The organism is uncultured Parolsenella sp., from assembly GCF_958346945.1.
Lineage (GTDB): Bacteria > Actinomycetota > Coriobacteriia > Coriobacteriales > Atopobiaceae > Parolsenella.
Window position 1 is genome coordinate 16,348 of sequence record NZ_CATVTL010000004.1, and the last position, 20,450, is coordinate 36,797.

19 protein-coding genes and 2 tRNA genes are annotated in these 20,450 nt (G+C 66.2%); 17 read left to right on the forward strand and 4 right to left on the reverse strand.

The features are described from left to right. Positions 1 to 10 precede the first annotated feature (10 nt). From Q3866_RS03795 to Q3866_RS03810, 4 genes are all read left to right on the forward strand, one after another. Positions 11 to 1,021, forward strand: a complete 1,011-nt coding sequence (locus Q3866_RS03795) for a hypothetical protein (RefSeq protein WP_301829738.1) — start codon at positions 11 to 13, stop codon at positions 1,019 to 1,021. Between the two features lie 270 nt (positions 1,022 to 1,291). Continuing rightward, a complete protein-coding gene (locus Q3866_RS03800; protein WP_301829740.1) occupies positions 1,292 to 1,780 on the forward strand; it encodes a low molecular weight protein-tyrosine-phosphatase in 489 nt (162 codons plus the stop codon). Positions 1,781 to 1,918: 138 nt separating this feature from the next. Next, positions 1,919 to 3,079, forward strand: a complete 1,161-nt coding sequence (locus tag Q3866_RS03805; RefSeq protein WP_301829742.1) for a pyridoxal phosphate-dependent aminotransferase — start codon at positions 1,919 to 1,921, stop codon at positions 3,077 to 3,079. 409 nt (positions 3,080 to 3,488) lie between these two features. Beyond that, entirely contained in the window at positions 3,489 to 4,712 is a 1,224-nt protein-coding gene (locus Q3866_RS03810) for an iron-containing alcohol dehydrogenase (RefSeq protein ID WP_301829744.1), read from the forward strand. A gap of 225 nt (positions 4,713 to 4,937) precedes the next feature. Here the strand turns inward: Q3866_RS03810 and Q3866_RS03815 are convergent, their stop codons facing one another. Together Q3866_RS03815 and Q3866_RS03820 are read right to left on the reverse strand one after the other, a co-directional pair. Next, the gene (locus Q3866_RS03815) at positions 4,938 to 5,852 is read right to left on the reverse strand and encodes an HAD-IIB family hydrolase (protein WP_301829745.1); all 915 of its coding nucleotides are present in this window, start codon (positions 5,850 to 5,852) and stop codon (positions 4,938 to 4,940) included. Between the two features lie 7 nt (positions 5,853 to 5,859). Continuing rightward, positions 5,860 to 7,503, reverse strand: a complete 1,644-nt coding sequence (locus tag Q3866_RS03820; RefSeq protein WP_301829747.1) for a Mur ligase family protein — start codon at positions 7,501 to 7,503, stop codon at positions 5,860 to 5,862. A 191-nt stretch (positions 7,504 to 7,694) separates the two neighbouring features. On the opposite strand from Q3866_RS03820, the gene Q3866_RS03825 reads away from it, so the two are divergent. The 6 genes from Q3866_RS03825 (at position 7,695) to Q3866_RS03850 (ending at position 12,223) form a co-directional block, all read left to right on the forward strand. Further along, positions 7,695 to 7,770 (forward strand) — tRNA-Val (locus Q3866_RS03825). 84 nt (positions 7,771 to 7,854) lie between these two features. Next, on the forward strand, positions 7,855 to 8,754 hold the full coding sequence (murI, locus tag Q3866_RS03830) for a glutamate racemase (RefSeq protein ID WP_293673317.1): 900 nt from the start codon (positions 7,855 to 7,857) through the stop codon (positions 8,752 to 8,754). A 128-nt stretch (positions 8,755 to 8,882) separates the two neighbouring features. Then, the gene (rph, locus tag Q3866_RS03835) at positions 8,883 to 9,617 is read left to right on the forward strand and encodes a ribonuclease PH (RefSeq protein WP_293673316.1); all 735 of its coding nucleotides are present in this window, start codon (positions 8,883 to 8,885) and stop codon (positions 9,615 to 9,617) included. 67 nt (positions 9,618 to 9,684) lie between these two features. Continuing rightward, complete coding sequence (rdgB, locus tag Q3866_RS03840) at positions 9,685 to 10,311, forward strand: RdgB/HAM1 family non-canonical purine NTP pyrophosphatase (protein WP_301829750.1); 627 nt, start codon at positions 9,685 to 9,687, stop codon at positions 10,309 to 10,311. A gap of 310 nt (positions 10,312 to 10,621) precedes the next feature. Then, positions 10,622 to 11,359, forward strand: coding sequence for a glucosamine-6-phosphate deaminase (nagB, locus tag Q3866_RS03845; RefSeq protein ID WP_293673314.1), 738 nt, complete (start codon positions 10,622 to 10,624; stop codon positions 11,357 to 11,359). 75 nt (positions 11,360 to 11,434) lie between these two features. Next, positions 11,435 to 12,223 (forward strand): HAD family hydrolase, encoded by a 789-nt coding sequence (locus Q3866_RS03850; RefSeq protein ID WP_301829754.1) that lies wholly within the window; start codon positions 11,435 to 11,437, stop codon positions 12,221 to 12,223. Positions 12,224 to 12,352: 129 nt separating this feature from the next. Here the strand turns inward: Q3866_RS03850 and Q3866_RS03855 are convergent, their stop codons facing one another. After that, complete coding sequence (locus Q3866_RS03855) at positions 12,353 to 13,486, reverse strand: Xaa-Pro peptidase family protein (RefSeq protein WP_301829756.1); 1,134 nt, start codon at positions 13,484 to 13,486, stop codon at positions 12,353 to 12,355. Between the two features lie 150 nt (positions 13,487 to 13,636). Between Q3866_RS03855 and Q3866_RS03860 the strand changes: the two genes are divergently transcribed. The 6 genes from Q3866_RS03860 (at position 13,637) to Q3866_RS03885 (ending at position 16,894) form a co-directional block, all read left to right on the forward strand. Continuing rightward, positions 13,637 to 13,936 (forward strand): Veg family protein, encoded by a 300-nt coding sequence (locus Q3866_RS03860; RefSeq protein ID WP_293673311.1) that lies wholly within the window; start codon positions 13,637 to 13,639, stop codon positions 13,934 to 13,936. Positions 13,937 to 13,945: 9 nt separating this feature from the next. Next, positions 13,946 to 14,818: a 4-(cytidine 5'-diphospho)-2-C-methyl-D-erythritol kinase gene (locus tag Q3866_RS03865; protein WP_301829759.1), complete on the forward strand. Its 873-nt coding sequence runs from the start codon at positions 13,946 to 13,948 to the stop codon at positions 14,816 to 14,818. A 55-nt stretch (positions 14,819 to 14,873) separates the two neighbouring features. Further along, positions 14,874 to 14,950: transfer RNA gene (locus Q3866_RS03870), tRNA-Pro, on the forward strand. Between the two features lie 301 nt (positions 14,951 to 15,251). Further along, on the forward strand, positions 15,252 to 15,554 hold the full coding sequence (locus Q3866_RS03875; RefSeq protein ID WP_301829760.1) for an autorepressor SdpR family transcription factor: 303 nt from the start codon (positions 15,252 to 15,254) through the stop codon (positions 15,552 to 15,554). Next, positions 15,547 to 16,215, forward strand: a complete 669-nt coding sequence (locus tag Q3866_RS03880; RefSeq protein ID WP_301829761.1) for an SdpI family protein — start codon at positions 15,547 to 15,549, stop codon at positions 16,213 to 16,215. Before Q3866_RS03875 ends, Q3866_RS03880 begins: the two co-directional genes overlap by 8 nt. After that, positions 16,121 to 16,894, forward strand: a complete 774-nt coding sequence (locus Q3866_RS03885) for an MFS transporter (RefSeq protein WP_301829763.1) — start codon at positions 16,121 to 16,123, stop codon at positions 16,892 to 16,894. Before Q3866_RS03880 ends, Q3866_RS03885 begins: the two co-directional genes overlap by 95 nt. A gap of 242 nt (positions 16,895 to 17,136) precedes the next feature. Here the strand turns inward: Q3866_RS03885 and Q3866_RS03890 are convergent, their stop codons facing one another. Next, positions 17,137 to 18,321: a DUF362 domain-containing protein gene (locus Q3866_RS03890; RefSeq protein ID WP_301829765.1), complete on the reverse strand. Its 1,185-nt coding sequence runs from the start codon at positions 18,319 to 18,321 to the stop codon at positions 17,137 to 17,139. A gap of 572 nt (positions 18,322 to 18,893) precedes the next feature. Here Q3866_RS03890 and Q3866_RS03895 point away from each other — a divergent pair. After that, positions 18,894 to 20,342, forward strand: coding sequence for an APC family permease (locus Q3866_RS03895; protein ID WP_293673305.1), 1,449 nt, complete (start codon positions 18,894 to 18,896; stop codon positions 20,340 to 20,342). The last annotated feature ends 108 nt before the right edge of the window (positions 20,343 to 20,450 follow it).

Genomic DNA, 20,450 nt, shown 5'->3' on the forward strand with positions numbered 1-20,450 from the left:
TGAGCTGCCCATGCTGGTATTCGACGAGAAGGAGCATGCCATGAACGAGCTCGAGAAGACCGAGACGCGGCAACCGGCTGGGCAGCCCGTGCCCATCCCTTCGCCCGAAGGCAGCGAGCCCCTGAGCCGGCGCGCCAAGATCATTGGCTGCGTGGCCATGGTGCTCATCGCGCTGCTGAGCTTCTTCCCACTGGCGACGCTTGCCTCCTCTCCCGACACGCATGCCGGTACTATCGTGGCGCTCGACAAGAAGGCAGCGGACGTCACGGCCCTCGTGGGTGCCTCGACGGCGGCCTCGGTTGCCACGTCGTTCTTCCCGGGAGGTTCGGGAATCTCGGGCAAGCTGCTCGACATCGCGGCCAACCTGGGCATAGTGCTTGCGGCAATCTATCTCGAGAAGTATCTGCTTACGATTCTGGGGCTTGCGGCCTGCAGAATTGTGGTGCCACTGGCGTGCGGCTTGGGAGTCGTGTTGCTCCTTGCGCGCCTTGGCGAGTCCACGCGCGCGAGGATTCGCGGGCTGGTGCTGCGCCTTGTGCTGCTCGCGGTGGCGATGGTAGCGCTCGTGCCGGCGAGCGTCGGGGTGTCCGGACTTATCGAGAGCACGTTCAACTACGACGCCTCGGCCGTGGCGGAGCAGGTGAACCAGGGCGCGGAGGCCGTGGGCGAGCAATCCGAGCAAGCCGAGACGAGCGGCTCCAGCTCGAGTTCGAACCACGACTCGGGTGAGTCAAACCCGCTCAGCGACTTTGCCAACTGGCTGGGCGGCATTGGCCAGGGCGTGGCCGACGCCGCGACGGGCGCCGCCAGCGCGCTCATGAACGGGGCCAATTCGGTGCTCGACTGGGCCAAGGGAGCCATCGCCACGCTCGTCGAGTCGTTTGCCGTGATGATCGTGACCGACTGCGTCATCCCCATCCTTGTGCTGCTCTTCTTTGTGTGGCTCATCAACTTCTTGCTGGGTCTCAACATCCCCCTGCCGTCTGGTCCCGTCCGCGGCCTTCGCGGTAGGGCCAAATAGCAGCGAGCGCATGGCGTAACCAGCGCGGGCCCGAGCTGTACACAAGCTCGGGCCCGTTTGTTGTCCACTGCAAAGGCTGGGGTGTCTTAGTTCCGGATGCTTCGGCTAACAAGGAAGAGGCCGGCCGAGAGAAGGACGAGGACCGTTGCAAGTGGCGCAACGTCCATGAGCTCGTCGCCCGGATTGTCGCGACGGACACGCGGGGCGAGCGCGCGGCGGTGGGCTAACATCGAAAGACGCGTAAACGAATGTCTCCAGAAGGGGAGGCCCATGCACCGCATCCTGTTTGTTTGCCTTGGCAACATCTGCCGCTCGACGATGGCCCAGTCCGTCATGCAATATCTGGTTGACGAGGCGGGCCGCGCCGACGAGTTTGTCATCGACTCCGCAGGTACGAGCTCCGAGGAGAGCGGCAACCCGCCGCACCGCGGCACTGCCGAGAAGCTCCGCCGCGAGCACATTTCGCTCGTTGCTCACCACGCTCGCCGCGTCCGCGCCGCGGAGTACGACAAGTGGGGCCTCATCGTCTACATGGACGAGGACAACGAGTGGGCGCTCATGCGCCTGTTCAACAACGATCCCGAGCACAAGTGCGCCAAGCTCCTCTCGTTCATCCCCGAGGACTCGAGCTTTCGCCCGCGCGCCCACCTGCACGACGGCACCGTCCGCGACGTGGCCGACCCCTGGTGGACCGGCAACTTCGACGACGCCTACCGCGACGTCCGCGCCGGCTGCGAGGCCCTGCTCGCCACCCTCTAGTGGCTGATGTGCCGGCCGCGGCCCGCATGCCTGCTGCGCGTCCGTCTCGTCCTACCGCGCCGCGCCACCCGCTCGCGGCGTAGAATGAGCCCTTGTATGCACGCGCACGATGCGCCCAAGCCCACAACGGAGGTTCCCATGCGGTTCTCGAAGCGACTCGACCGATTTGGCGACGAGGTGTTTGCCTCGCTCAACGCGCGCCGTCGCGAGCTCGAGGCGCAGGGCCGCGAGGTCATCGACCTGTCGGTGGGCACGCCCGATTTCGAGCCGCCCGCGCACGTCAAGGAGGCGCTGGTCGAGGCCGCCAAGGACTCCAACATGTGGAAGTACGCTCTGGCAGACCTGCCCGAGCTCACCCAAGCTGTCATCGACTACTACGCCAGCCGCTTTGGCGTCGAGGGCCTCGAGCCCAACATGATCATGAGCGTCAACGGCACGCAGGAGGGCATGGGCCGCATGGCCTCGGCCCTTCTCGACGAGGGCGACCTCGTGCTCGTGCCCGACCCCTGCTACCCGCTGTTCCGCGCCTCGGCCCTCATCGCCGGCGCCGACCTCGCCTTCTATCCCCTCAGTGCCGAGACGAACTTCTTGCCCGATGTCTCGCGCATCGACTCGGCCGTGGCCGACCGCGCCAAGTACATGGTGGTGTCGCTGCCGGCCAACCCCGTGGGCTCGGTGGGCACGCCCGAGGTCTACGCCCAGATCATCGAGTTCGCCCGCGCCCACGACCTGCTGATCGTCCACGACAACGCCTACAGCGACATTATCTTCGACGGCGTCGAGGGCCACAGCTTCTTCGAGAACGAGGGCGCCTCCGAGGTGGGTGTCGAGTTCTTCAGCCTCTCCAAGTCGTTTAACATGACCGGCGCCCGCGTGAGCTTCCTCGTGGGCCGCCCCGACGTCATCGCCGCGGTACGCAAGTTGCGTGCCCAGAGCGACTACGGTATGTTCCTCCCCATCCAGCGCGCCGCCATCGCCGCCCTCACCGGTCCGCGCGAGCAGGTGCGCGAGCAGGAGCGCAGGTATCAGGAGCGCCGCGACGCCCTGTGCGACGGCCTCGAGTCGATTGGCTGGGAGCGCCCCAACGCCCACGGCTCGATGTTCGTGTGGGCGCGCCTGCCGCACGGCCGCACGGACTCCATGGCCTTCTGCCTCGAGCTCATGGAGAAGGCGGGCGTCATCGTGACGCCAGGCGCGAGCTTTGGCCCGGGTGGCGAGGGCTTCGTCCGCATGGCGCTCGTGCTGCCGCCTGAGGGCCTGCGCCGCGCCGTTGCGGCCATCGAAGCATCGGGTCTGTAGACGACCTGCGACTCATAAAAGCCTGACCAAACGCGAGGGGCGCCGGCAACCGTTTGGGGTGTCGGCGCCCTTATCATGCCGTGCCGACTTGTCCATCGGAACGAGGTCAATCGAGGTTGTAAATCGGCGAAGGGTATTTTTCTGCGGGCGGCTGGTTTTGCAACGGTCGCGGAAAGGTCGGACTACTGAGAAGCCCACATGGATAATATCCTATGTAGATGTGGCCTGAAGCTGGGGTTTTATGGCTTGTGGCAGCATCTTGGCTGGCTGCCTCAGGGGCTTTGGCATCCAGCTGTGCACGGCGCATCCGGCATGTCCGGGCGCCACTATTCGGGGAGAGCCGGCGGCTCGCACGGGCGGCCGGGCCTGGCCACAGACTGGCTGGGAATTCGAATTGGAGGAATGCACCATGGGACGTTTTACCAACCCGCGTGATCTGTACTTTGGTGAGGGCGCTCGCCACGAGGTCAAGAACCTCAAGGGCTCCAAGGCCATCATCGTCTCCGGTGGCGGCTCGATGCGCCGCGGCGGCTTCCTGCAGGACATCCAGGCCGACCTCGAGGAGGCTGGCTTCGAGGTCAAGCTCTTCGAGGGCGTCGAGTCCGACCCGTCCATCGAGACGGTCATGAAGGGCGCCGAGGCCATGCGCGAGTTCGAGCCCGACTGGATCATCGCCCTCGGCGGTGGCTCCCCGATCGACGCCGCCAAGGCCATGTGGGTCTTCTACGAGTACCCCGAGGAGTCCTTCGACAACATCATCCAGCCGTTCTCCTTCCCGGAGCTGCGCCAGAAGGCCCACTTCTGCGCCATCTCCTCGACCTCCGGCACCGCTACCGAGGTCACCGCGTTCTCCGTCATCACGGACTACGCCAAGGGCATCAAGTATCCGCTGGCCGACTTCAACATCACGCCTGACGTCGCCATCGTCGACCCCGAGCTCACCTACTCCATGCCCGCCAAGCTCTGCGCCCACACCGGCATGGATGCGCTGACGCACTGCATGGAGGCCTACGTCTCCACCTTCGCCTCGATGTTCACCGACGCCAACGCCCTGCACGGCATCCGCGAGATCGTCGAGTGGCTCCCGAAGTCCTACACCGGTGACAAGGAGGCCCGTCAGCACATGCACGAGGCCCAGTGCATCGCCGGCATCGCCTTCTCCTCTGGCCTGCTGGGCATCGTGCACTCCATGGCCCACAAGACCGGTGCCGCCTTCGAGAACGGCCACATCATCCACGGTGCCGCCAACGCCATGTACCTCGGCAAGGTCATCCAGTGGAACTCCAAGGACCCGCGTGCCGCCGAGCGCTACGCCTACGTCGCCAAGGAGGTCCTGCACCTTCCCGGCGAGACCAACGAGGAGCTCATTGCTGCCCTGGTCCAGAAGATCCGCGACCTCAACGACGAGCTCAACATCCCGCAGTCCATCAAGGATTACGCCAACGGCGGCGTGAAGGTCGACGCCGAGCACCCGCAGATGGTCTCCGAGGAGGAGTTCCTCGCGAAGCTCCCCGAGATCGCTGCCAACGCCGAGCAGGACGCCTGCACCCCGGAGAACCCGCGCGAGACCAAGGCCGCGGACTTCGAGAAGATCCTCAAGGCCTGCTACTACGACACGGACATCGACTTCTAAGCTCGCCTCGATTCATCCCAGCGGAGAGCCCCAGGTTCCTCGCGGACGTCCTCGGCCTTACGGCCTGCGGAATGTCCGCTCCGGAGCCTGGGGCTCTCCTTGTGCCTCGCAGCTGGGTGCTTCTGCCGGAAAGAAAGAGTGCGAGAGCTGCAAATCGGACAGTTGGGGCAGGGTCGCAGCCCCTTAAGTGTCCGATTTGCAGCTCTCGGCATTTTCTATCTGGACCTACTCCTTGGCGGCAAGCAGGCCGCGCATCGCGTCGACCCAGCCATCGGTGGCGCGCTTGGTCGAGACGAGGATGTTGTCGCGCGCGGCGAGCTCCTCGGCGGCGCGGTCGTGCCCCAGGCCGTTGCACATGAACAGGAAGGTGCCCACGGCGTCGGCGATGACGCAGTCTGCCGGCGAGTCGCCCGCGCCCAGGACCTCCTCGGGGGCAAGTCCCGCGAGCTCGACGAAGCGCACGATGCCCGTGCCCTTGCTCACGCCGGCCGGGGTGATGTGGTAGGTGTGGATGCCTTGCGGGCGGGCGTGGTCGCACGCGAGGTTGCTCGCGCCGGAGATGTGGTCGACCATGCCGTTGTCCGACAGGTAGAGCGGAAGGCCGCAGTGGTCGAGCATGTCCTGCATCTCGTCCTCGGGGGCGTCGCCGCGCATGGAGACCGTGACCTCGCGGTACTCAAAGCCAACGCCGTTGTCGTGGTAGGTCTCGAGGTGGCCGGGCCAGCGCTCGAGCATCGCGTCGATGACGCCCGTCTCCCAGATCACGTCATGCGGGGTCTTGCCGCAGCCCTCGTCATAGGGCATGCGACCGGTGAAGTAGTGCCACTCGGGCTGGCTACTCTGGCGGGTGCACAGCACGCCACCCATCTCGGCAATCCAGCCGGGAAATCCCAGGACGCGGGCGTCCTCCATGATCATGGCGCGGTTGCGGCCGGTGCAGGGGATGACGCTCACGCCCACGCGGGTGAGCTCGACGAGCGTCTGCACGAGCTCGGCCGAGGGCTCGCCCGCGGTGTTGACGGTGGCCTTGGCGCCGGTGAACATCGTGCCGTCGGCGTCGGTGATGACGTAGCGAACCTTGCGGAGCCTCTCGGCGAGCTCTCCGGTGGGCTTGGAGGGAAACGTTGCGTAGCTGGACATAGGCCTCCTAGATCTTGATGTTTCGCTTGGCTGCGGCGTCCCTGAACGCATTGGCGTCGGGCACCATGGGCTGGAACTCGTCGCCGCGGTGGATGAGCGTCTCGTCGCCCTTGCCCAGCAGGCACACGAGGGCCGGCTGGTTGTACGAGAGGGCCACGTCGAGGCAGCGGGCAACGGCCTGCTGGCGGTCGAGCACGTACTCGTGCGTCACGGGCGAGCCGTCGGCGAGCGTGGCGCCCGCGGGCACGTTGGCGTCCATCTCGCGGCAGATGTCCTCGTTGGAGTCGTGCGCGGGGTCCTCCTCGGTCACGACGATGTGGCTTGCCCACTTGGCCGCCTGCTGGGGCAGCTCGACGCGGCGCTCGTAGGCCTTGCCGCCGGGCGCGCCGATGAGCGCCACGATGCGCCTGCCTGGGAACTCCTTGGCCATCGAGGAAAAGAAGCTCTGGTAGGAGAGGGCGTTGTGGGCGTAGTCGACCACGCAGAGCACCTGCGAGCCAGGGTTGCCGATGAGCTCCATGCGCCCGGGCACGCGGCAGGCGGCGAGGCCCGTGGCGATCGAGGCGTGATCGATGCCGAGCAGCTCGGCACAGGCGATGGCCACGAGGGCGTTGTCGACGTTGAACAGGCCCGGGAAGCCAATGGTGACGGAGAGCTCCCAGGCATCCCTGACCTCGCCGCTCGCGGGGTGGCCGTCCCTCGTGGTGCCGTGTGCCACAAACGAGAGGGAGGCACCCTGGGGTATCACGTCGGTTGCCCAGATGTCGGGGAAGACCATGTCGCAGCTGCCGCACTCGACGGGCTCGGGGCCAGCCGAGGAAACGCAGACGAGCTCGGGCGCTTCGCCCTGCTCGCCCCCGCGGTGCGCGGCATCGAGCACGCGCTCGAGGTTCTGCGTGCCCAGGTTCACCACGGCGTGGCGGCACTGCGAGAAGATCTTGAGCTTGGAGGCGAAGTAGTCCTCGAAGGTGGGGTGCTCGACGGGCGAGATGTGGTCCTTGCCAATGTTGAGGAAGGCCGCGACGTCGAGCTCGACGCCCAGGGAGCGGTCGTACTTGAGGGCCTGGCTCGATACCTCCATGACCATGGCGGCAAGCTGGGAGTCGCGGGCATTGGCGAGGTGGCGCCACAGGTCGGGCGCCTCGGGCGTGGTGTTGGTCGACTCGATGTCCTCGACGCCGTCGTAGGTGTCGATGGAGCCGATGATGCCGCAGGAGCCCTTGCCCGAGGCGGCGTCGACGATCGAGCGCAACATGTAGGCGGTGGTGGACTTGCCCTTGGTGCCCGTGAGGCCCACCTGGGGGATGTCGAGGTCGGGCCTGCCAAACGCCGCGGCCGAGACGAGCGCCATGGCGAGGCGCATGTCGCTCGCGACGATCGCCGGGGCGTCCGGGGCCGCGGCGGCAAGCTCGGCGGCGTGGGCCGGCTCGCAGACGTAGGCGATGGCGCCGGCCTCGAGTGCCGAGGCGAGATAGGCGGGCTTGAACGCGCGGCCCTTGCAGAAGAAGACGTTGCCGGCCGCGACGCAGCGCGAGTCGCAAGCCGCGCCGGTGACGGGGGCGTCTGTCGTGGCGTCGATGCCCGAGACGAGCACGCCGTGCTCCTCGAGCAGCGCGCACAGGCCGGCCAGGGTGGTGGGAGCGCAGGACATGGATGGACTCCTCATCTCGATGAGACGTGGGGACAGCCCCTTCGTCTCATACTTGCTGGGACAAAGGGGCCGCCCCCTGTCCCACTGTTTTTGCTAGATGAACCCCAACCAGTATACCCGCGCGGTTTGTGCGCGGTCGGTGCCGGGCGCGCGGGGAGGGGCGCGGCGTGTGCTACACTTCCTGTGCCTGTGGGCGATTGGCGCAGTGGCTAGCGCAGGTGCTTTACACGCACAAGGCCGGGGGTTCGAATCCCTCATCGCCCACCAACCGAGAGCACGGGCCGAAGACCAGCGTCTTCGGCCCCTTTCATAGGCCGAGATACGCGCGCACGCAGACGCGGGGGAGGTTGCATGTCACACAGCAAGCCCATCGGCATCTTTGACTCCGGCCTCGGCGGCCTCACCGTTGCCCGTGCCATCGCCTCGCGGCTTCCGGCCGAATCCATCTACTACGTGGGAGACACGAAGCGCTGCCCCTACGGCACGCGCCCCCAGGCCGAGGTGCGCCTGTTCGTGCGCCAGGTGGGGCACTGGCTCGAGAGCCACGACGTCAAGCTCGTGGTCATCGCCTGCAACACCGCCACGGCTGCCGGCCTCGACGTGATCCAGCGCGCGCTCGCCGTGCCCGTCATCGGCGTCATCGAGCCGGGCGCTCGCGCCGCCATCCAGGCCACGCGCACCCGCCGCGTGGGCGTGCTCGCCACACAGGGCACCGTGACCTCGGGCGCCTACGAGCGCGCTATCCACAACCTCGACGCCGGCGTCCACGTGACGCAGGCCCCCGCCGGCAGCTTCGTGAACCTGGTGGAGCGCGAGCTCGCCTCGGGAACCTACCTGCACGACGACTGGATGGAGAACCCCGAGGTGTTCGACACCGAGGAGGTGCGCGCGCTCGCCCGCGAGAACGTGGCGCCGCTGCTTGGCCGCGGCATCGACACGGTGGTTTTGGGCTGCACGCACTTTCCGCTGCTCTCGCACGAGATTGGTGAGGCGCTGGGCCCGGGCGTGCGCACCGTGAGCTCGGCCGAGGAGACCGCCCGCGAGGTGGCCGAGATTCTCGAGCGCCGCGGCGAGCTTGCCGACGAGGACACCGCAGACCTTGGCGCGGGCGGCGAGCCCAAGTACCGCTTCGCCACGACCTCCGACGACATTACGTCGTTTGCCGTCGCGGGCAAGTTCATCTTTGGCCACCCGCTCGACTCGATCGAGCACATCGAGCTCGAGACGCTCGAGGCGCTCGTCGAGCGGTAGGGCGCCACGAGCCTGCCGTCGGCGTGCCTTGCGCGTGCCCCGCTGTTGCCGAGCTTCTCGGCCATGCCCGTAACGGGCATCTCTAGCTCGTCCTTGTTCACCATCCGCTACTTTTGCGAGGAGACAGAATGACCGACCTTACCCAGCGTCGCCCCGAGGGTCGCGCCTATGACCAGATGCGCCCCGTCAAGCTTACCCGCGAGGTCATGAAGAACGCCCACGGCTCGTGCCTGTCCGAGTTTGGCGACACGCGCGTCATGTGCACCGCCACGATCGAGGAGAAGCTGCCCGCGTGGCGCCGCGCCAGCCGCAAGGGTTGGGTCACGGCCGAGTACGCGATGCTGCCCGCCTCCACGTCCAACCGCACTGCCCGCGAGTACAAGGGCCGCAAGGGCCGCTCGATGGAGATTGAGCGCCTCATTGGCCGCAGCCTGCGCGCCGTGTGCGACCTCGACCGCCTGGGCGAGTTCACGATTACCGTTGACTGCGACGTCATCCAGGCCGATGGCGGCACGCGCACGGCGAGCGTCACCGGCGCCTGGGTGGCCCTGCACGACGCCCTCATGAGCTTCGTGGAGCAGGGCAAGATCAAGCGCCTGCCGCTCACCGGCCAGGTCGCCGCCATTTCGGCGGGCATCGTAGGCGGCGTACCCATGCTTGACCTCGACTATCCCGAGGACAGTCACGCGGACGTCGACCTCAACCTGATTGGCACCGACGCGGGCGGCATCGTCGAGATCCAGGGCACCGGCGAGCACTCCACGCTCTCGCGCGCCCAGCTGAACGACCTTCTCGACATGGCCGAGCCCGCCATCGCCCGCCTCTGCAGCCTGCAGAACGAGGTCACGGGCTTTAGGTCCTAGCCGCTCGCTGTTACTCGCGGGCCTGCGTCGCCGCGAGCCCCGCTTCTCCCACAAGATTGGAGTCCCCATGCCCAAGATCGACATCGCCGCGCTCGACCCCGAGAAGACGGTGGTCGTTGCCACTGGCAATGCCCACAAGGTCACCGAGATCGAGGCCATCCTCGCCCCCGTCATGCCGGGCGTGACCTTCTACGCCCTGGGCGAGCTGGGAGACTTCCCCGACCCGGTGGAGAACGGCGACACCTTTGCCGAGAACGCTGTCATCAAGGCCCAGGCCGCGAGCGAGCAGACGGGCCTGCCCGCCGTTGCCGACGACTCGGGCCTCGTGGTCGACGCCCTCTCCGGCGAGCCGGGCATCATGAGTGCGCGCTGGGCTGGCGTCCACGGCGACGACGTGCGCAACAACGCCAAGCTCATGCGCGAGATGGAGGGCGTCGCCGACGACGAGCGCACGGCGCGCTTCCACTCGAGCGTGGTGCTGCTCTACCCCGATGGCTCGTGCGTCACGGGCGAGGGCGACTGCGAGGGCACCATTGGCCACGAGCCGCGCGGCGAGCACGGCTTTGGCTATGACCCGCTGTTCTGGCCCGCCGACACCCCGGGCCGTACGATGGCCGAGCTCGAGCCTGCCGAGAAGAACGCCATCTCGCACCGCGCCCACGCCCTGGCAGACCTCGCTCGCCAGCTGGCCTAACCCTCGTGGGGCATATGACAGGGGGACGTGCCTTCTGTCGTATGACAATAGACACGTCCCCCTGTCCCCGGTGCCGCTCGTCCGCTTGGTGCTTGAAATCGAGGGGGCGAGCGGGGCATCATGTAGATGTCTAGGGCAACGCCCTGGGCCGACGTGGACGGGCAGGGGCCTCGACGCGCCGGGACATCCTCATAGTTGCGCGACCTCGCCCTGGTGGCCGCGTCTCACGTTGGTTGCGGCCGACGCGGGCCGCACGGTGAGGCGCGACGAGCAAATTCGCGTCCCACCGCCTCAAGAGAAGGGACGCGCCATGAGAATCATCAACTGTGGAACTTACGAGGCCATGAGCCGCAAGGCCGCCGACATCCTCGCCGCCCAGATTCAGCTCAAGCCCAACTGCGTGCTGGGCCTTGCCACCGGCACCACGCCCATCGGCGCCTACCAGGGCCTCATCAAGAAGCACCAGTCTGGCTCGCTCGATTTCTCCGAGGTTCGCACCTACAACCTCGACGAGTACCGCGGCCTCACCCACGAGGATCCGCAGAGCTACCACTACTTCATGAACGACCAGCTCTTCAACCACGTCAACATCGATCCGGCCAACGTCCACGTGCCCGACGGCGCCAACCCCGACGCCGACGCCGCCTGCGCTGAGTATGACCGCATGGTCGCCGAGGCCGGCTACTGCGACCTGCAGCTCCTGGGCATTGGCCGCAACGGTCACATCGGCTTCAACGAGCCGGCTGCCGAGTTCTCCAAGGGCACGCACTGCGTTGACCTCACCGAGAGCACGATCGAGGCCAACTCCCGCCTCTTCGAGAAGGAGGAGGACGTGCCGCGCCAGGCCTACACCATGGGCACGCAGACGATCATGAACGCCCGCGCCATCCTCATGGTCGCCAACGGCGAGAACAAGGCCCAGGCCGTCTACGACATGTGCTTTGGCCCCATCGTGCCGAGCTGCCCTGCCTCGATTCTGCAGCTGCACCCCAACGTGTTCGTTGTCTGCGATGATGCCGCGCTCTCCCTGTGCAAGGGTCTCTACTAATATCTAGGCAGCATCTGCATGCAAGGGGGCCCGAGATGCTGCGCGTCTCGGGCCCCCTTTGATTGGGGGACACAGGTGGCAATCAAGGCAGTCTTTCTCGACATCGACGGCACGCTCGTGCGCTTCAACGAGAGGCACCTCAACGACCGCACGCGCCAGGCGCTCGAGGCGGCCCGCGCCCGGGGCGTGGCGCTCATGATCGTGACCGGCCGCTACAAGGACGGCATTGGCGTGAACGCCGACTTTGCCTTTGACGGCTACTCGACGGCCAACGGCGAGTACTGCTTCATGGCGGACGGCGAGCTCATCCACATGCAGCCCATGGACCCGGCAGACGTCACGGCCTTCGCCAAGGCGTGCGAGGAGAGCGGCCTCTCCACGACGATCACCGAGCCCGACGACATCTACTTCTGCGGCTCGCGCGAGGAGCTCGAGAAGTCCGTCCGCTGGCAGTCGCGCCAGGACGAGCCGGGCGGCCGCATGCGCCCCTGGTCCGTGGTGGGCGAGAACCCCGTGCTGCAGATGGTGGTCGACTGCGACCCCGCGCTCGACGACGAGCTGCTCGCAAACGTCCCCGGCCTCGAGAGCGCCCGCTGGAGCCCGGCCTTCATGGACGTGGTGGAGCGCGGCCGCGGCAAGGGCGACGCCATCGACGCCTTCTGCAAGCGTCTGGGCATCACGCCGGCCGAGTGCATGGCCGTGGGCGACGGCGGCAACGACGTGCACATGCTCGTGCACGCGGGCTTGGGCGTTGCTATGGGCCAGGCGGCCGACAGCGTCAAGGCCGCGGCGGACGTCGTGGCGCCGCCGTGCGACGAGGACGGCTGCGCCTGGGCCATCGAGAAGTACGTGCTGGGCCAGTAGGGCCGCGGCCTGCTTGAGCAATCGATGACGTGCAGCTTACACGTGTAAAAGAGGGCGCGCGACGGTGGGGGATGGCCTCACCCTCGCGCGCCCCGTATTTGTGGCACTTCTCCAAATGATTATTCGCGGCTACCCCACGACCGTAAGCTGCTTGGGGTAGGAGTTCATGACCTCGCAGCCGTCCTCGGTGACGATGACGAGGTCCTCGATGCGCACGCCCGTGTCACCCGGCAGGTAGATGCCCGGCTCGATCGAGAAGCACATGCCGGGGCGCACCGGCTCGTCGTGGGTGGACGAGACGTCGCCGGGCTCGTGGTCCTCGAGGCCAATCTGGTGGCCCAGGCGGTGCGTGAAGTAGGGACCCCAGCCCGCGTCCTCGATGACCTTGCGGGCGGCGCGGTCAATCTGGGCAAAGGTGACGCCGGGGGCAACGATGGCCTCGGCCGCCTCGTTGGCAGCGCGGACCGTCTCGTAGACCTGGCGCTCATGGGCGCTGGGCTCGGCACCAAAGAAGAAGGTGCGGGTCATGTCCGAGCAGTAGCCGTCCTGCTTGCAGCCCACGTCAAAGAGCACGAGGTCGCCCTTGTGCAGGACGGTGCCGTCGGGCTCGTGGTGCGGGTCGGCGGCGTTGGCGCCAAAGCTCACGATGGGGGTAAAGCTCACATCCTGCGCACCCAGGCGGCGGTACTCCGCCAGAAGGCCACTGGCGATCTGGTGCTCGGTGACGCCCTCGTGGAGCTGGGCCACGAGCCACTCCATGGCGCGGTCGTTGGTGGCCGAGGCGGCGCGCATGAGGTCGAGCTCGCGGGCGTCCTTGATGGCGCGCGCGTCGTCGACGGCTGCAGAGCCCAGGTGGTAGCCGCTTGCGCAGCCCGCCTCCATCATGGGCAGCAGCCACCGCGCGGCGAGGACCTTGTCGACGCCCAGGGGCTCGTCGTGGTTGGTTGCCTCGGCAACGAGGGGAATGGGGTCCTCGGTGTCGTCGAAGGTCACGACGCGGGCGCCAACGTGGGTGGCGTCGGGGAACAGGCGGTTGCAAAACATCGTGGCACCGAGCCGGCCCGCCTCGTTACGTGCAAGGTAGAGGGCGTAGAAGCGCTCGTAGGGCACGTTCCAGTAGCCAGTGAGGTACCAGATTGACATGGGGTCTACCACGAGCATCTGGCGCATGCCCCTGCGCTCGAGATTGTCCATGACGCGTCTGGCGCGTGCGAGGTCAAGCGTGCCGCTGGGCGAGAAGCAATCCTTATCAGGCGTGTTCATTCTGCGTTCCTTCCTGCGGGGCTGTTGAGCCTCGCGATGCTGCCGAATACGATAGTAGTTCGTATGAATGCAGAGTGCGGCAGTCTGCCGTTTTTTGGTCATGCCCCGCGGGCGTGGTGCCAAGGCGTGCCGCAGAATAGAGAGTTACGCATGGAGAACGAAGTTCCTTCCGTCAACAGGGTCGACGAGATTCGCGAGAAGCTCCAGGGCCTCCAGGGCGAACGCCTCAAGGTGAGGGCCAACATGGGCCGCTCTCGCATCGTCGAGCGCACCGGTACCCTCGTCATGGCGCACCCCTCGCTCTTTGTCCTCGAGGTCGACGAGCACCGTGGCCGCAAGGCCCGCCAGTCCTACCAGTACGTCGACGTGCTCACCGGCACCGTCGAGCTGTTCGACATCGAGACCGGCGAGCGCCTGTTCGACTTCGTGGCCGCCGAGCCCCTCGAGTAGGATTGCCGCATGGCTTGCCGCCAGGTCGTTGAGACTCCCTGCAAGGTTAACCTGCACCTGGGCATTCACCGGGGCAGGGACGGGCGTGGCTACCACCGGGTCGACTCGGTGATGGTCCCCGTGAGCCTGTGCGACACCATCGTGGTGGAGGACGCGCCCGCGCTCGAGGTCTGCCACGAGCCCGCGCTCGAGGTCGAGCCCGAGCGCACGACGGTCTGGCGCGCGGCGACGATGCTCGCCGTCGAGCTGGGCGAGAGCCCCAACGTGCGTGTGAGCGTCACGGCGCGCATCCCCGAGAAGGCGGGCTTGGGCGGCTCGTCCGCAGACGCCGGCGCCGTGCTGCGCGCGCTGGCCCAGCGCTGGGACGTTGACGTGCACGATGAGCGCGTGGTGGGCGTGGCCCGCCGCGTGGGTGCCGACGTAGCCTTCTTCCTCGACCCCCACCCTGGCCTCTACCTGGGTGCGGGCGACGTGCTCGAGCAGACCTTTCCCGAGTTCGCGCTGCCCGTTGCCCTGGTCATGCCCGCGGTCGACGGCGTCTCCACCAAGGAGGCCTACGACGAGTTCGACCGCGCGGGCGAGGCGCCGGCTGGCTACGAGGCCGCCTGCGCCGCCCTTGCGAGCGGCGACGTTGCCGCCATGGCCGCGAGCCTCTACAACAACCTCGCGCCCGCCGCGTGCAGCCTGTGCGAGGACGTTGCGGCCGTGAGCTCGTGGATTGCCCGCCAACAGGGTGTGCTGGGCTCGATGGTCACGGGTTCTGGCGCCTGCTCGTTTGCCCTGTGCGAGCGCATGGACGTGGCCGAGCGGATTGCCCGCGATGCCCGCGAGGCACGCGGCTGGCGCGCCTGGGCGGCGACTTGTGGTGGAGCTTTGGGCTAGTTGGTATCTTTTTCTTGGCTTTGGGGTAAGAATCTGGTAGAGTTCTCTCTTGCATCGGGTTGTGGCTCAGTTTGGTAGAGCACCGCGTTCGGGACGCGGGGGTCGCTGGTTCGAATCCAGTCAACCCGACCACGAATTGTCAGCCGCTGGCGGAAACGCCGGCGGCTTTTTTGTTGCCGAGTAGTGTGCCGCGTTTGCTGCCATGGTGAGGATGGCCCGCGACGGGCGGGCCAATGCCGGCGGCGGATGATTCCGCTATCGGTGCCGGTCCCGTTGACCTTTGTATTTGCCGAGGCCTGAGGTATTGGTGCCGCGCCTCTCGCCCTCATCCCGAGAATCTAAGGCTTGGTCTTGACGGGCTCCGCGCCATGATTAGACTATTTGATAGTTAGACAAACGCCTAACTAACCGGTTCTGTTCTAAGGAGGTGGCCGTGGCGGGAGAAGGGTTCAAGGCGCTCGCGGACCCCACGCGCAGGCGTATCCTCGAGCTTTTGCGCGAGCGAGACATGACGGCGGGCGAGCTGGCCGAGCACTTTGACATGACCAAGCCCTCGATCAGCCACCATCTGGCAACGCTGCGCGCCGCGGGACTCGTGAGCGACGAGCGTCATGGGCAAAACATCGTCTACAGCCTCAACACCACGGTCATGCAGGACCTCATCGGTTGGTTCATGGGGTTTGCCGTGGCGGCCGAGTATGACAGCTCAAAAGGGGAGGAGCTCTCTCATGAATAATAATCGAGTGAGCCCGGTAAGCGTGCGCTGCTGGGTTGCCCTCATCGTCCTGTGCGTTGCGAGCCTCGCGGCTCATCTGGCGCTGCTGCCACAGCTGCCCGATGCGGTGCCCCTCCACTTTGGGGCGTCGGGCGAGGTGGACGGCTGGGGCGCCAAGTGGCAGGCGCTGCTGCTCGACGTCTTGCCGCTGGCGCTTCTCGCGCTATTCTACCTTGTGCCGCGCATTGACCCCAAGGGTCACAACTACGAGCGCTCGGGCAAGGTGTACCAGCTGTTTGTGGTGCTGTTCACGCTGATGATGATGGCGATGACGTGGCCCCCCGAGCTCGTTGCCTTTGGCCTGGTCTCCGGGGACTCCTTTGGCCTCGTTGTTCCCCTCATGGTTGGCGTGCTGTTCGTGGTGCTGGGTAACTACCTGCCGCGCGTGAGGGACAACTACACCTTTGGCTTCAGGACCCCCTGGGCGCTCGATGACGAGAGCAACTGGCGCCGTACGCAGCGCTTTGGCGGCGTAGTGCTCATCGTGAGCGGGCTTGCCTTTGTGCTCGCGGCCCTCATGGGCGGTGGTGTGCTGTGGTTCGTGCTCGCCGTGGGGCTTACGATTGCGGGGGCAATCGGCGCCTACGTCTACTCGTACCTCCTCTGGAGGGCGAGCAAATAGCAAGGGCGCACGCCTGGCATGTGCCGAGCGTGCGCCTTTTGCCTTGGCTCTGTCGGTCTTTGCCGAGCGCGGGTTTGTGATGGGCGTTGTTGCCATCGTGTGCCTGCAGTTTGTGGTGCTGGGCCTGTCGTTTCTTATTCCCAACTATGCCCAGCTCGTGATGGGTGCCGGCGAAACCGAGGCCGGCTCGATCCTTCTGCCGGGCTGCGTGGTGGGCGCCTGCATGGCGCCGCGGTCTGGCCAGATCCTCGACCGCGTGGGGCCGCGCCGCCCCATCCTAATTGGCGCCACGTGCGCCCTGGTGGGCGTCGTGCTCTTTGCCGCGCTCTCTGCTCACCTCGAGACACTGCCCGCCATCTGCTGCTACGTCTGCTTTGCCTATGGCCAGAGCCTTATGGTGGGCAACTCGCTCACCGAGTCGCTGTCCTTCCTGCCGGCGGCAACCAAGGCCGACGGCAACGCTGTGGTCAACACGCTGCAGCAGCTGAGCGGAGCCATTGGCACGAGCGCGTCGTCTGTGATCGTGGCGGCCGCGCAGCTTGGCGCCGCAGACATGGCCGTGGCGACGATGGCGGGCACGCGCGAAGCTTACCTGGTGCTTGCTGTGGTGGCAATCGCGCCGCTCGCGGCCATGGCGTGGGTCACGGGGCCGTCTGGAGCAGGGGCCTCAGGAAAGTAATTGCGAAATATTGAGGCTAAATAATAGGGGAACGCATAGACCTGTAAATGGGGCTTAACTAACCCGCGTTTTGTAGCTGCCACCAGAGTCTCTATCTGGCGTGGGGCTATCTAGCCTCAAGAAAACGAAAACACTACTGTTGCGCCTACTATGCAAGACGCAAAAGAGGGCCTCCCGCCATTGAATAGTCGGCGGGAGGCCCTGCTGTTTGCAGCGATGTGGGGCTCAAAAGCCGGCCGCAGCTACTTGACCTCGATGAGCTCGTATTCGTGCGTGCCTAGGCCAATCTTCTCGGCGTGCTCGATGCAGCTCTTCCAGTCGGTGTCGGGGTGCGTCACGTAGAACTTGTCGTGAGCGTGGTCCTCGTCGAGCTCGCCTTCTGCCTCGAGCTTGTCGTGCATGTGGGTGTACTCGGTGTCGGGCAGCGCCGGCTGCGCCATGACGGCGTCGATGCAGGCCTGGTCAAGCGCCACCGGGTCAAAGCTTGCGAAGAAGCCGATGTCGCCCACGATGGGCTTGTCGTTCTCGTCGTGGCAGTCGCAGTTGGGGCTCACGTCGATGGCGAGGCTGATGTGGAAGCTCGGGCGACCGTCGACCACGGCCTTGGTGTACTCGGCGATCTTGTAGTTGAGCACCTCGACGGCCTGGTCGTAGTCCGGCGTGATGGCGTCCTGGTTGCACACGGCGATGCAGCGGCCGCAGCCCACGCACTTGTCGTGGTCGATCGTGGCCACGTGGACCTCGCGGGTCTTGCCGTTGGCGAACTCGTGCTCGTGCACATCGTCAAACGAGAAGCCGTCGTGCGCGCAGATCCTGGCGCACTGCTGGCAGCCGATGCACATGCTGGCATTGACGCTGGGCTTGCCGGCCGCGTGCTGCTCCATCTTGCCCGCGCGCGAACCGCCGCCCATGCCGATGTTCTTCATGGCGCCGCCAAAGCCCGCCTGCTCATGGCCCTTGAAGTGGGTGAGGCTGATCACGATGTCGGCGTCCATGAGGGCACGGCCGATCTTGGCGCTCTTGACGTACTCGCCGCCCTCAACGGGCACTTCGACCTCGTCGAGGCCCTTGAGGCCGTCGGCGATGATGGTGTGGCAACCGGTCTGGAACGGGTTGAAGCCGTTGGCATAGGCGCTGTCGAGGTGGTCGAGCGCGTTCTTGCGGCCGCCCACGTAGAGCGTGTTGCAGTCGGTGATGAAGGGCTTGCCGCCCAGCTCGCGCACCACGTCGACGACGGCGCGGGCGTAGTTGGGGCGCAGGTAGCTGAGGTTGCCCGGCTCGCCCAGGTGCATCTTGATGGCCACAAACTTGTTCTCGAAGTCGATCTGGCCAATGCCGGCCTTCTTGATGAGGCGCTTGAGCTTGCAGGGCAGACCGTCGCCCATGTGGGTGTGCAGGTTGCAGAAGTAGACCTTTGAGGGTCCCATGCGCTTCCTCTCCGTAAGTGCGGCGCGATTCCCCGCGCGCCAATCAACTGTCATGAATTATCGGCCGAGAAGAGTGGCAATACAAGCGACGAAGTGTCACTTATTTGTAAACGGTTGGGACGAGCTCCCATAGGTCAATGTCCCAGCGTGGCACGGCGTGCGGTGGTCCGGCGTGGGGCCGCGTCGTGTTCGTGCGCTGCCCCCCGCTGTTCAAGAGTGCGTGCCAAACGCAGGCAGTTATGGCCCTAGCTGCCCCGTAATTAACTGCGTTGAGCACGCGCTTTGGCTGCCGGCGTGACTGCGCCTGCAGACCCCTGTCGTGTCCCCGCGCGCTTCTCGGATTATGCAAAGTTAGGCGCTGTTCCATCGACAGCCTCGATGTTTGCCGCCGCAAACTGCGCCCGCTCTCGGATGCCGCAAGACCGCTCGCGCCGCCACGGCCGCCACTCGCGCCGCCACGGCCGCCGCTCACGCCGCGCCGACGCCGTCCAAAGCCAACAATCCTTGGTGAAGAACGGATTGACCCCTTGGGGGCGAGAAGGACGAAAGATCGAGCGAAGGAGGAGGACCACATGGCTCAGAAGGAGGCGTCGAGCGGTGGGATGAAGAAGGAGCTGACGCTGTTCAACTTCTTCACCATTGGCTTTGGCGCAATCATTGGCACCGGATGGGTGCTGCTCGTGGGCGACTGGATGGTGCTGGGCGGCGGCCCCGTGCCGGCCATGATTGCGTTTGCCCTGGGAGCGCTGCTGCTCGTGCCCATTGGCATGTGCTTTGGCGAGCTCACGGCTGCCATTCCCATCTCGGGCGGCATCATCGAGTACGTCGACCGCACCTTTGGTCGCAAGATGGGCTTCTTCACCGGCTGGATGCTGCTTCTGGGCAACGCCCCGCTGTGTCCGTGGGAGGCCATTGCCATATCGACGCTGCTCACGGACCGCTTTGCGGAGTTCCCCGCGCTCGCGTGGCTGCGCAGCGTCAAGCTCTACACGATCCTGGGCGCAGACGTCTACCTCTGGCCCACGGTCATTGCTCTGGGCTTCGCGGCCCTCGTGATCTTCCTCAACCTGCGCGGCGCCGGTGCGGCCGCCAAGCTCTCGAGCTTCCTCACCAAGGCCCTGCTCGCGGGCATGGTGCTTGCCATGGTCATCAGCTTCATGACCGGCTCGCCCGACAACGCCATGCCCCTGTTCTCGCAGGTCACGGATGCCGCGGGCGGCAGCGCCACCGAGGCCACGAGCCTTCTGGGCGGCATCGTTGCGGTGCTCGTCATGACGCCGTTCTTCTACGCGGGCTTCGACACCATTCCCCAGCAGGCCGAGGAGGCCTCCGAGGGCATCAACTGGAAGAAGTTTGGTCTCATTCCGGCCATTGCCCTTCTGGCCTCGGGCGCGTTCTACCTCGTGTGCATCTACAGCTTTGGCACCATCGTCGACTGGCACGAGTTCGTGCGCAGCTCCGTGCCGGCGCTGGCGGTGCTCGAGCGCATCAACATCTTCTTCTACGTTGCGATGCTCGTCATCGCCACGCTGGGCCCGCTTGGCCCCATGAACTCGTTCTTTGGCGCGTCGAGTCGCCTCATGCTCGCCATGGGACGCAAGGGCATGCTGCCTGAGGACTTTGCTCGGATCGACGAGAAGTCCGGCGTTCCCAAGAAGGCCGTCGTGGTCATGAGCGTGCTTACCCTCGTGGGCCCGTTCCTGGGCCGCAACATGCTCGTGCCGCTCACCAACGTGGCGTCGCTCGGCTTCATCTTTGCCTGCACCATGGCTGGTTTCGCCTGCTGGAAGCTGCGCCGCACCGAGCCCGACCTGCCGCGTCCCTACAAGGTGAACGGCGGCAAGGCCGGCATCGCCGCCGCCATCGTCGCAGGCCTCGCCATCATCGTCCTCATGGTGGTGCCCTTCTCGCCGGCGGCCCTGTCGCCCATCGAGTGGGCCATCACGATTGTCTGGATTGTCGTGGGGTTTGGCATCCTGGCGCTGTTTGGGGGTGGGCGCAAGGCGACGAGCAAGGGGTAACGCGCCCGGCCCCGCGGGTGGCAGACGGCCAATGCTCGTCCCTGCGGGTGGCAGGCGGCCAATGACCGCTCCAGCGGGTGCCAGCGAACGGCCGCGCTCGGCCCCGTG

Coding starts and splice junctions, on each gene's coding strand:
- Q3866_RS03795 (WP_301829738.1), top strand. CDS start 11: ATGCTGGTATTCGACGAGAAGGAGCATGCCATGAACGAGCTCGAGAAG.
- Q3866_RS03800 (WP_301829740.1), top strand. CDS start 1,292: ATGCACCGCATCCTGTTTGTTTGCCTTGGCAACATCTGCCGCTCGACG.
- Q3866_RS03805 (WP_301829742.1), top strand. CDS start 1,919: ATGCGGTTCTCGAAGCGACTCGACCGATTTGGCGACGAGGTGTTTGCC.
- Q3866_RS03810 (WP_301829744.1), top strand. CDS start 3,489: ATGGGACGTTTTACCAACCCGCGTGATCTGTACTTTGGTGAGGGCGCT.
- Q3866_RS03815 (WP_301829745.1), bottom strand. CDS start 5,852: ATGTCCAGCTACGCAACGTTTCCCTCCAAGCCCACCGGAGAGCTCGCC.
- Q3866_RS03820 (WP_301829747.1), bottom strand. CDS start 7,503: ATGTCCTGCGCTCCCACCACCCTGGCCGGCCTGTGCGCGCTGCTCGAG.
- murI (WP_293673317.1), top strand. CDS start 7,855: ATGTCACACAGCAAGCCCATCGGCATCTTTGACTCCGGCCTCGGCGGC.
- rph (WP_293673316.1), top strand. CDS start 8,883: ATGACCGACCTTACCCAGCGTCGCCCCGAGGGTCGCGCCTATGACCAG.
- rdgB (WP_301829750.1), top strand. CDS start 9,685: ATGCCCAAGATCGACATCGCCGCGCTCGACCCCGAGAAGACGGTGGTC.
- nagB (WP_293673314.1), top strand. CDS start 10,622: ATGAGAATCATCAACTGTGGAACTTACGAGGCCATGAGCCGCAAGGCC.
- Q3866_RS03855 (WP_301829756.1), bottom strand. CDS start 13,486: ATGAACACGCCTGATAAGGATTGCTTCTCGCCCAGCGGCACGCTTGAC.
- Q3866_RS03860 (WP_293673311.1), top strand. CDS start 13,637: ATGGAGAACGAAGTTCCTTCCGTCAACAGGGTCGACGAGATTCGCGAG.
- Q3866_RS03865 (WP_301829759.1), top strand. CDS start 13,946: ATGGCTTGCCGCCAGGTCGTTGAGACTCCCTGCAAGGTTAACCTGCAC.
- Q3866_RS03880 (WP_301829761.1), top strand. CDS start 15,547: ATGAATAATAATCGAGTGAGCCCGGTAAGCGTGCGCTGCTGGGTTGCC.
- Q3866_RS03890 (WP_301829765.1), bottom strand. CDS start 18,321: ATGGGACCCTCAAAGGTCTACTTCTGCAACCTGCACACCCACATGGGC.
- Q3866_RS03895 (WP_293673305.1), top strand. CDS start 18,894: ATGGCTCAGAAGGAGGCGTCGAGCGGTGGGATGAAGAAGGAGCTGACG.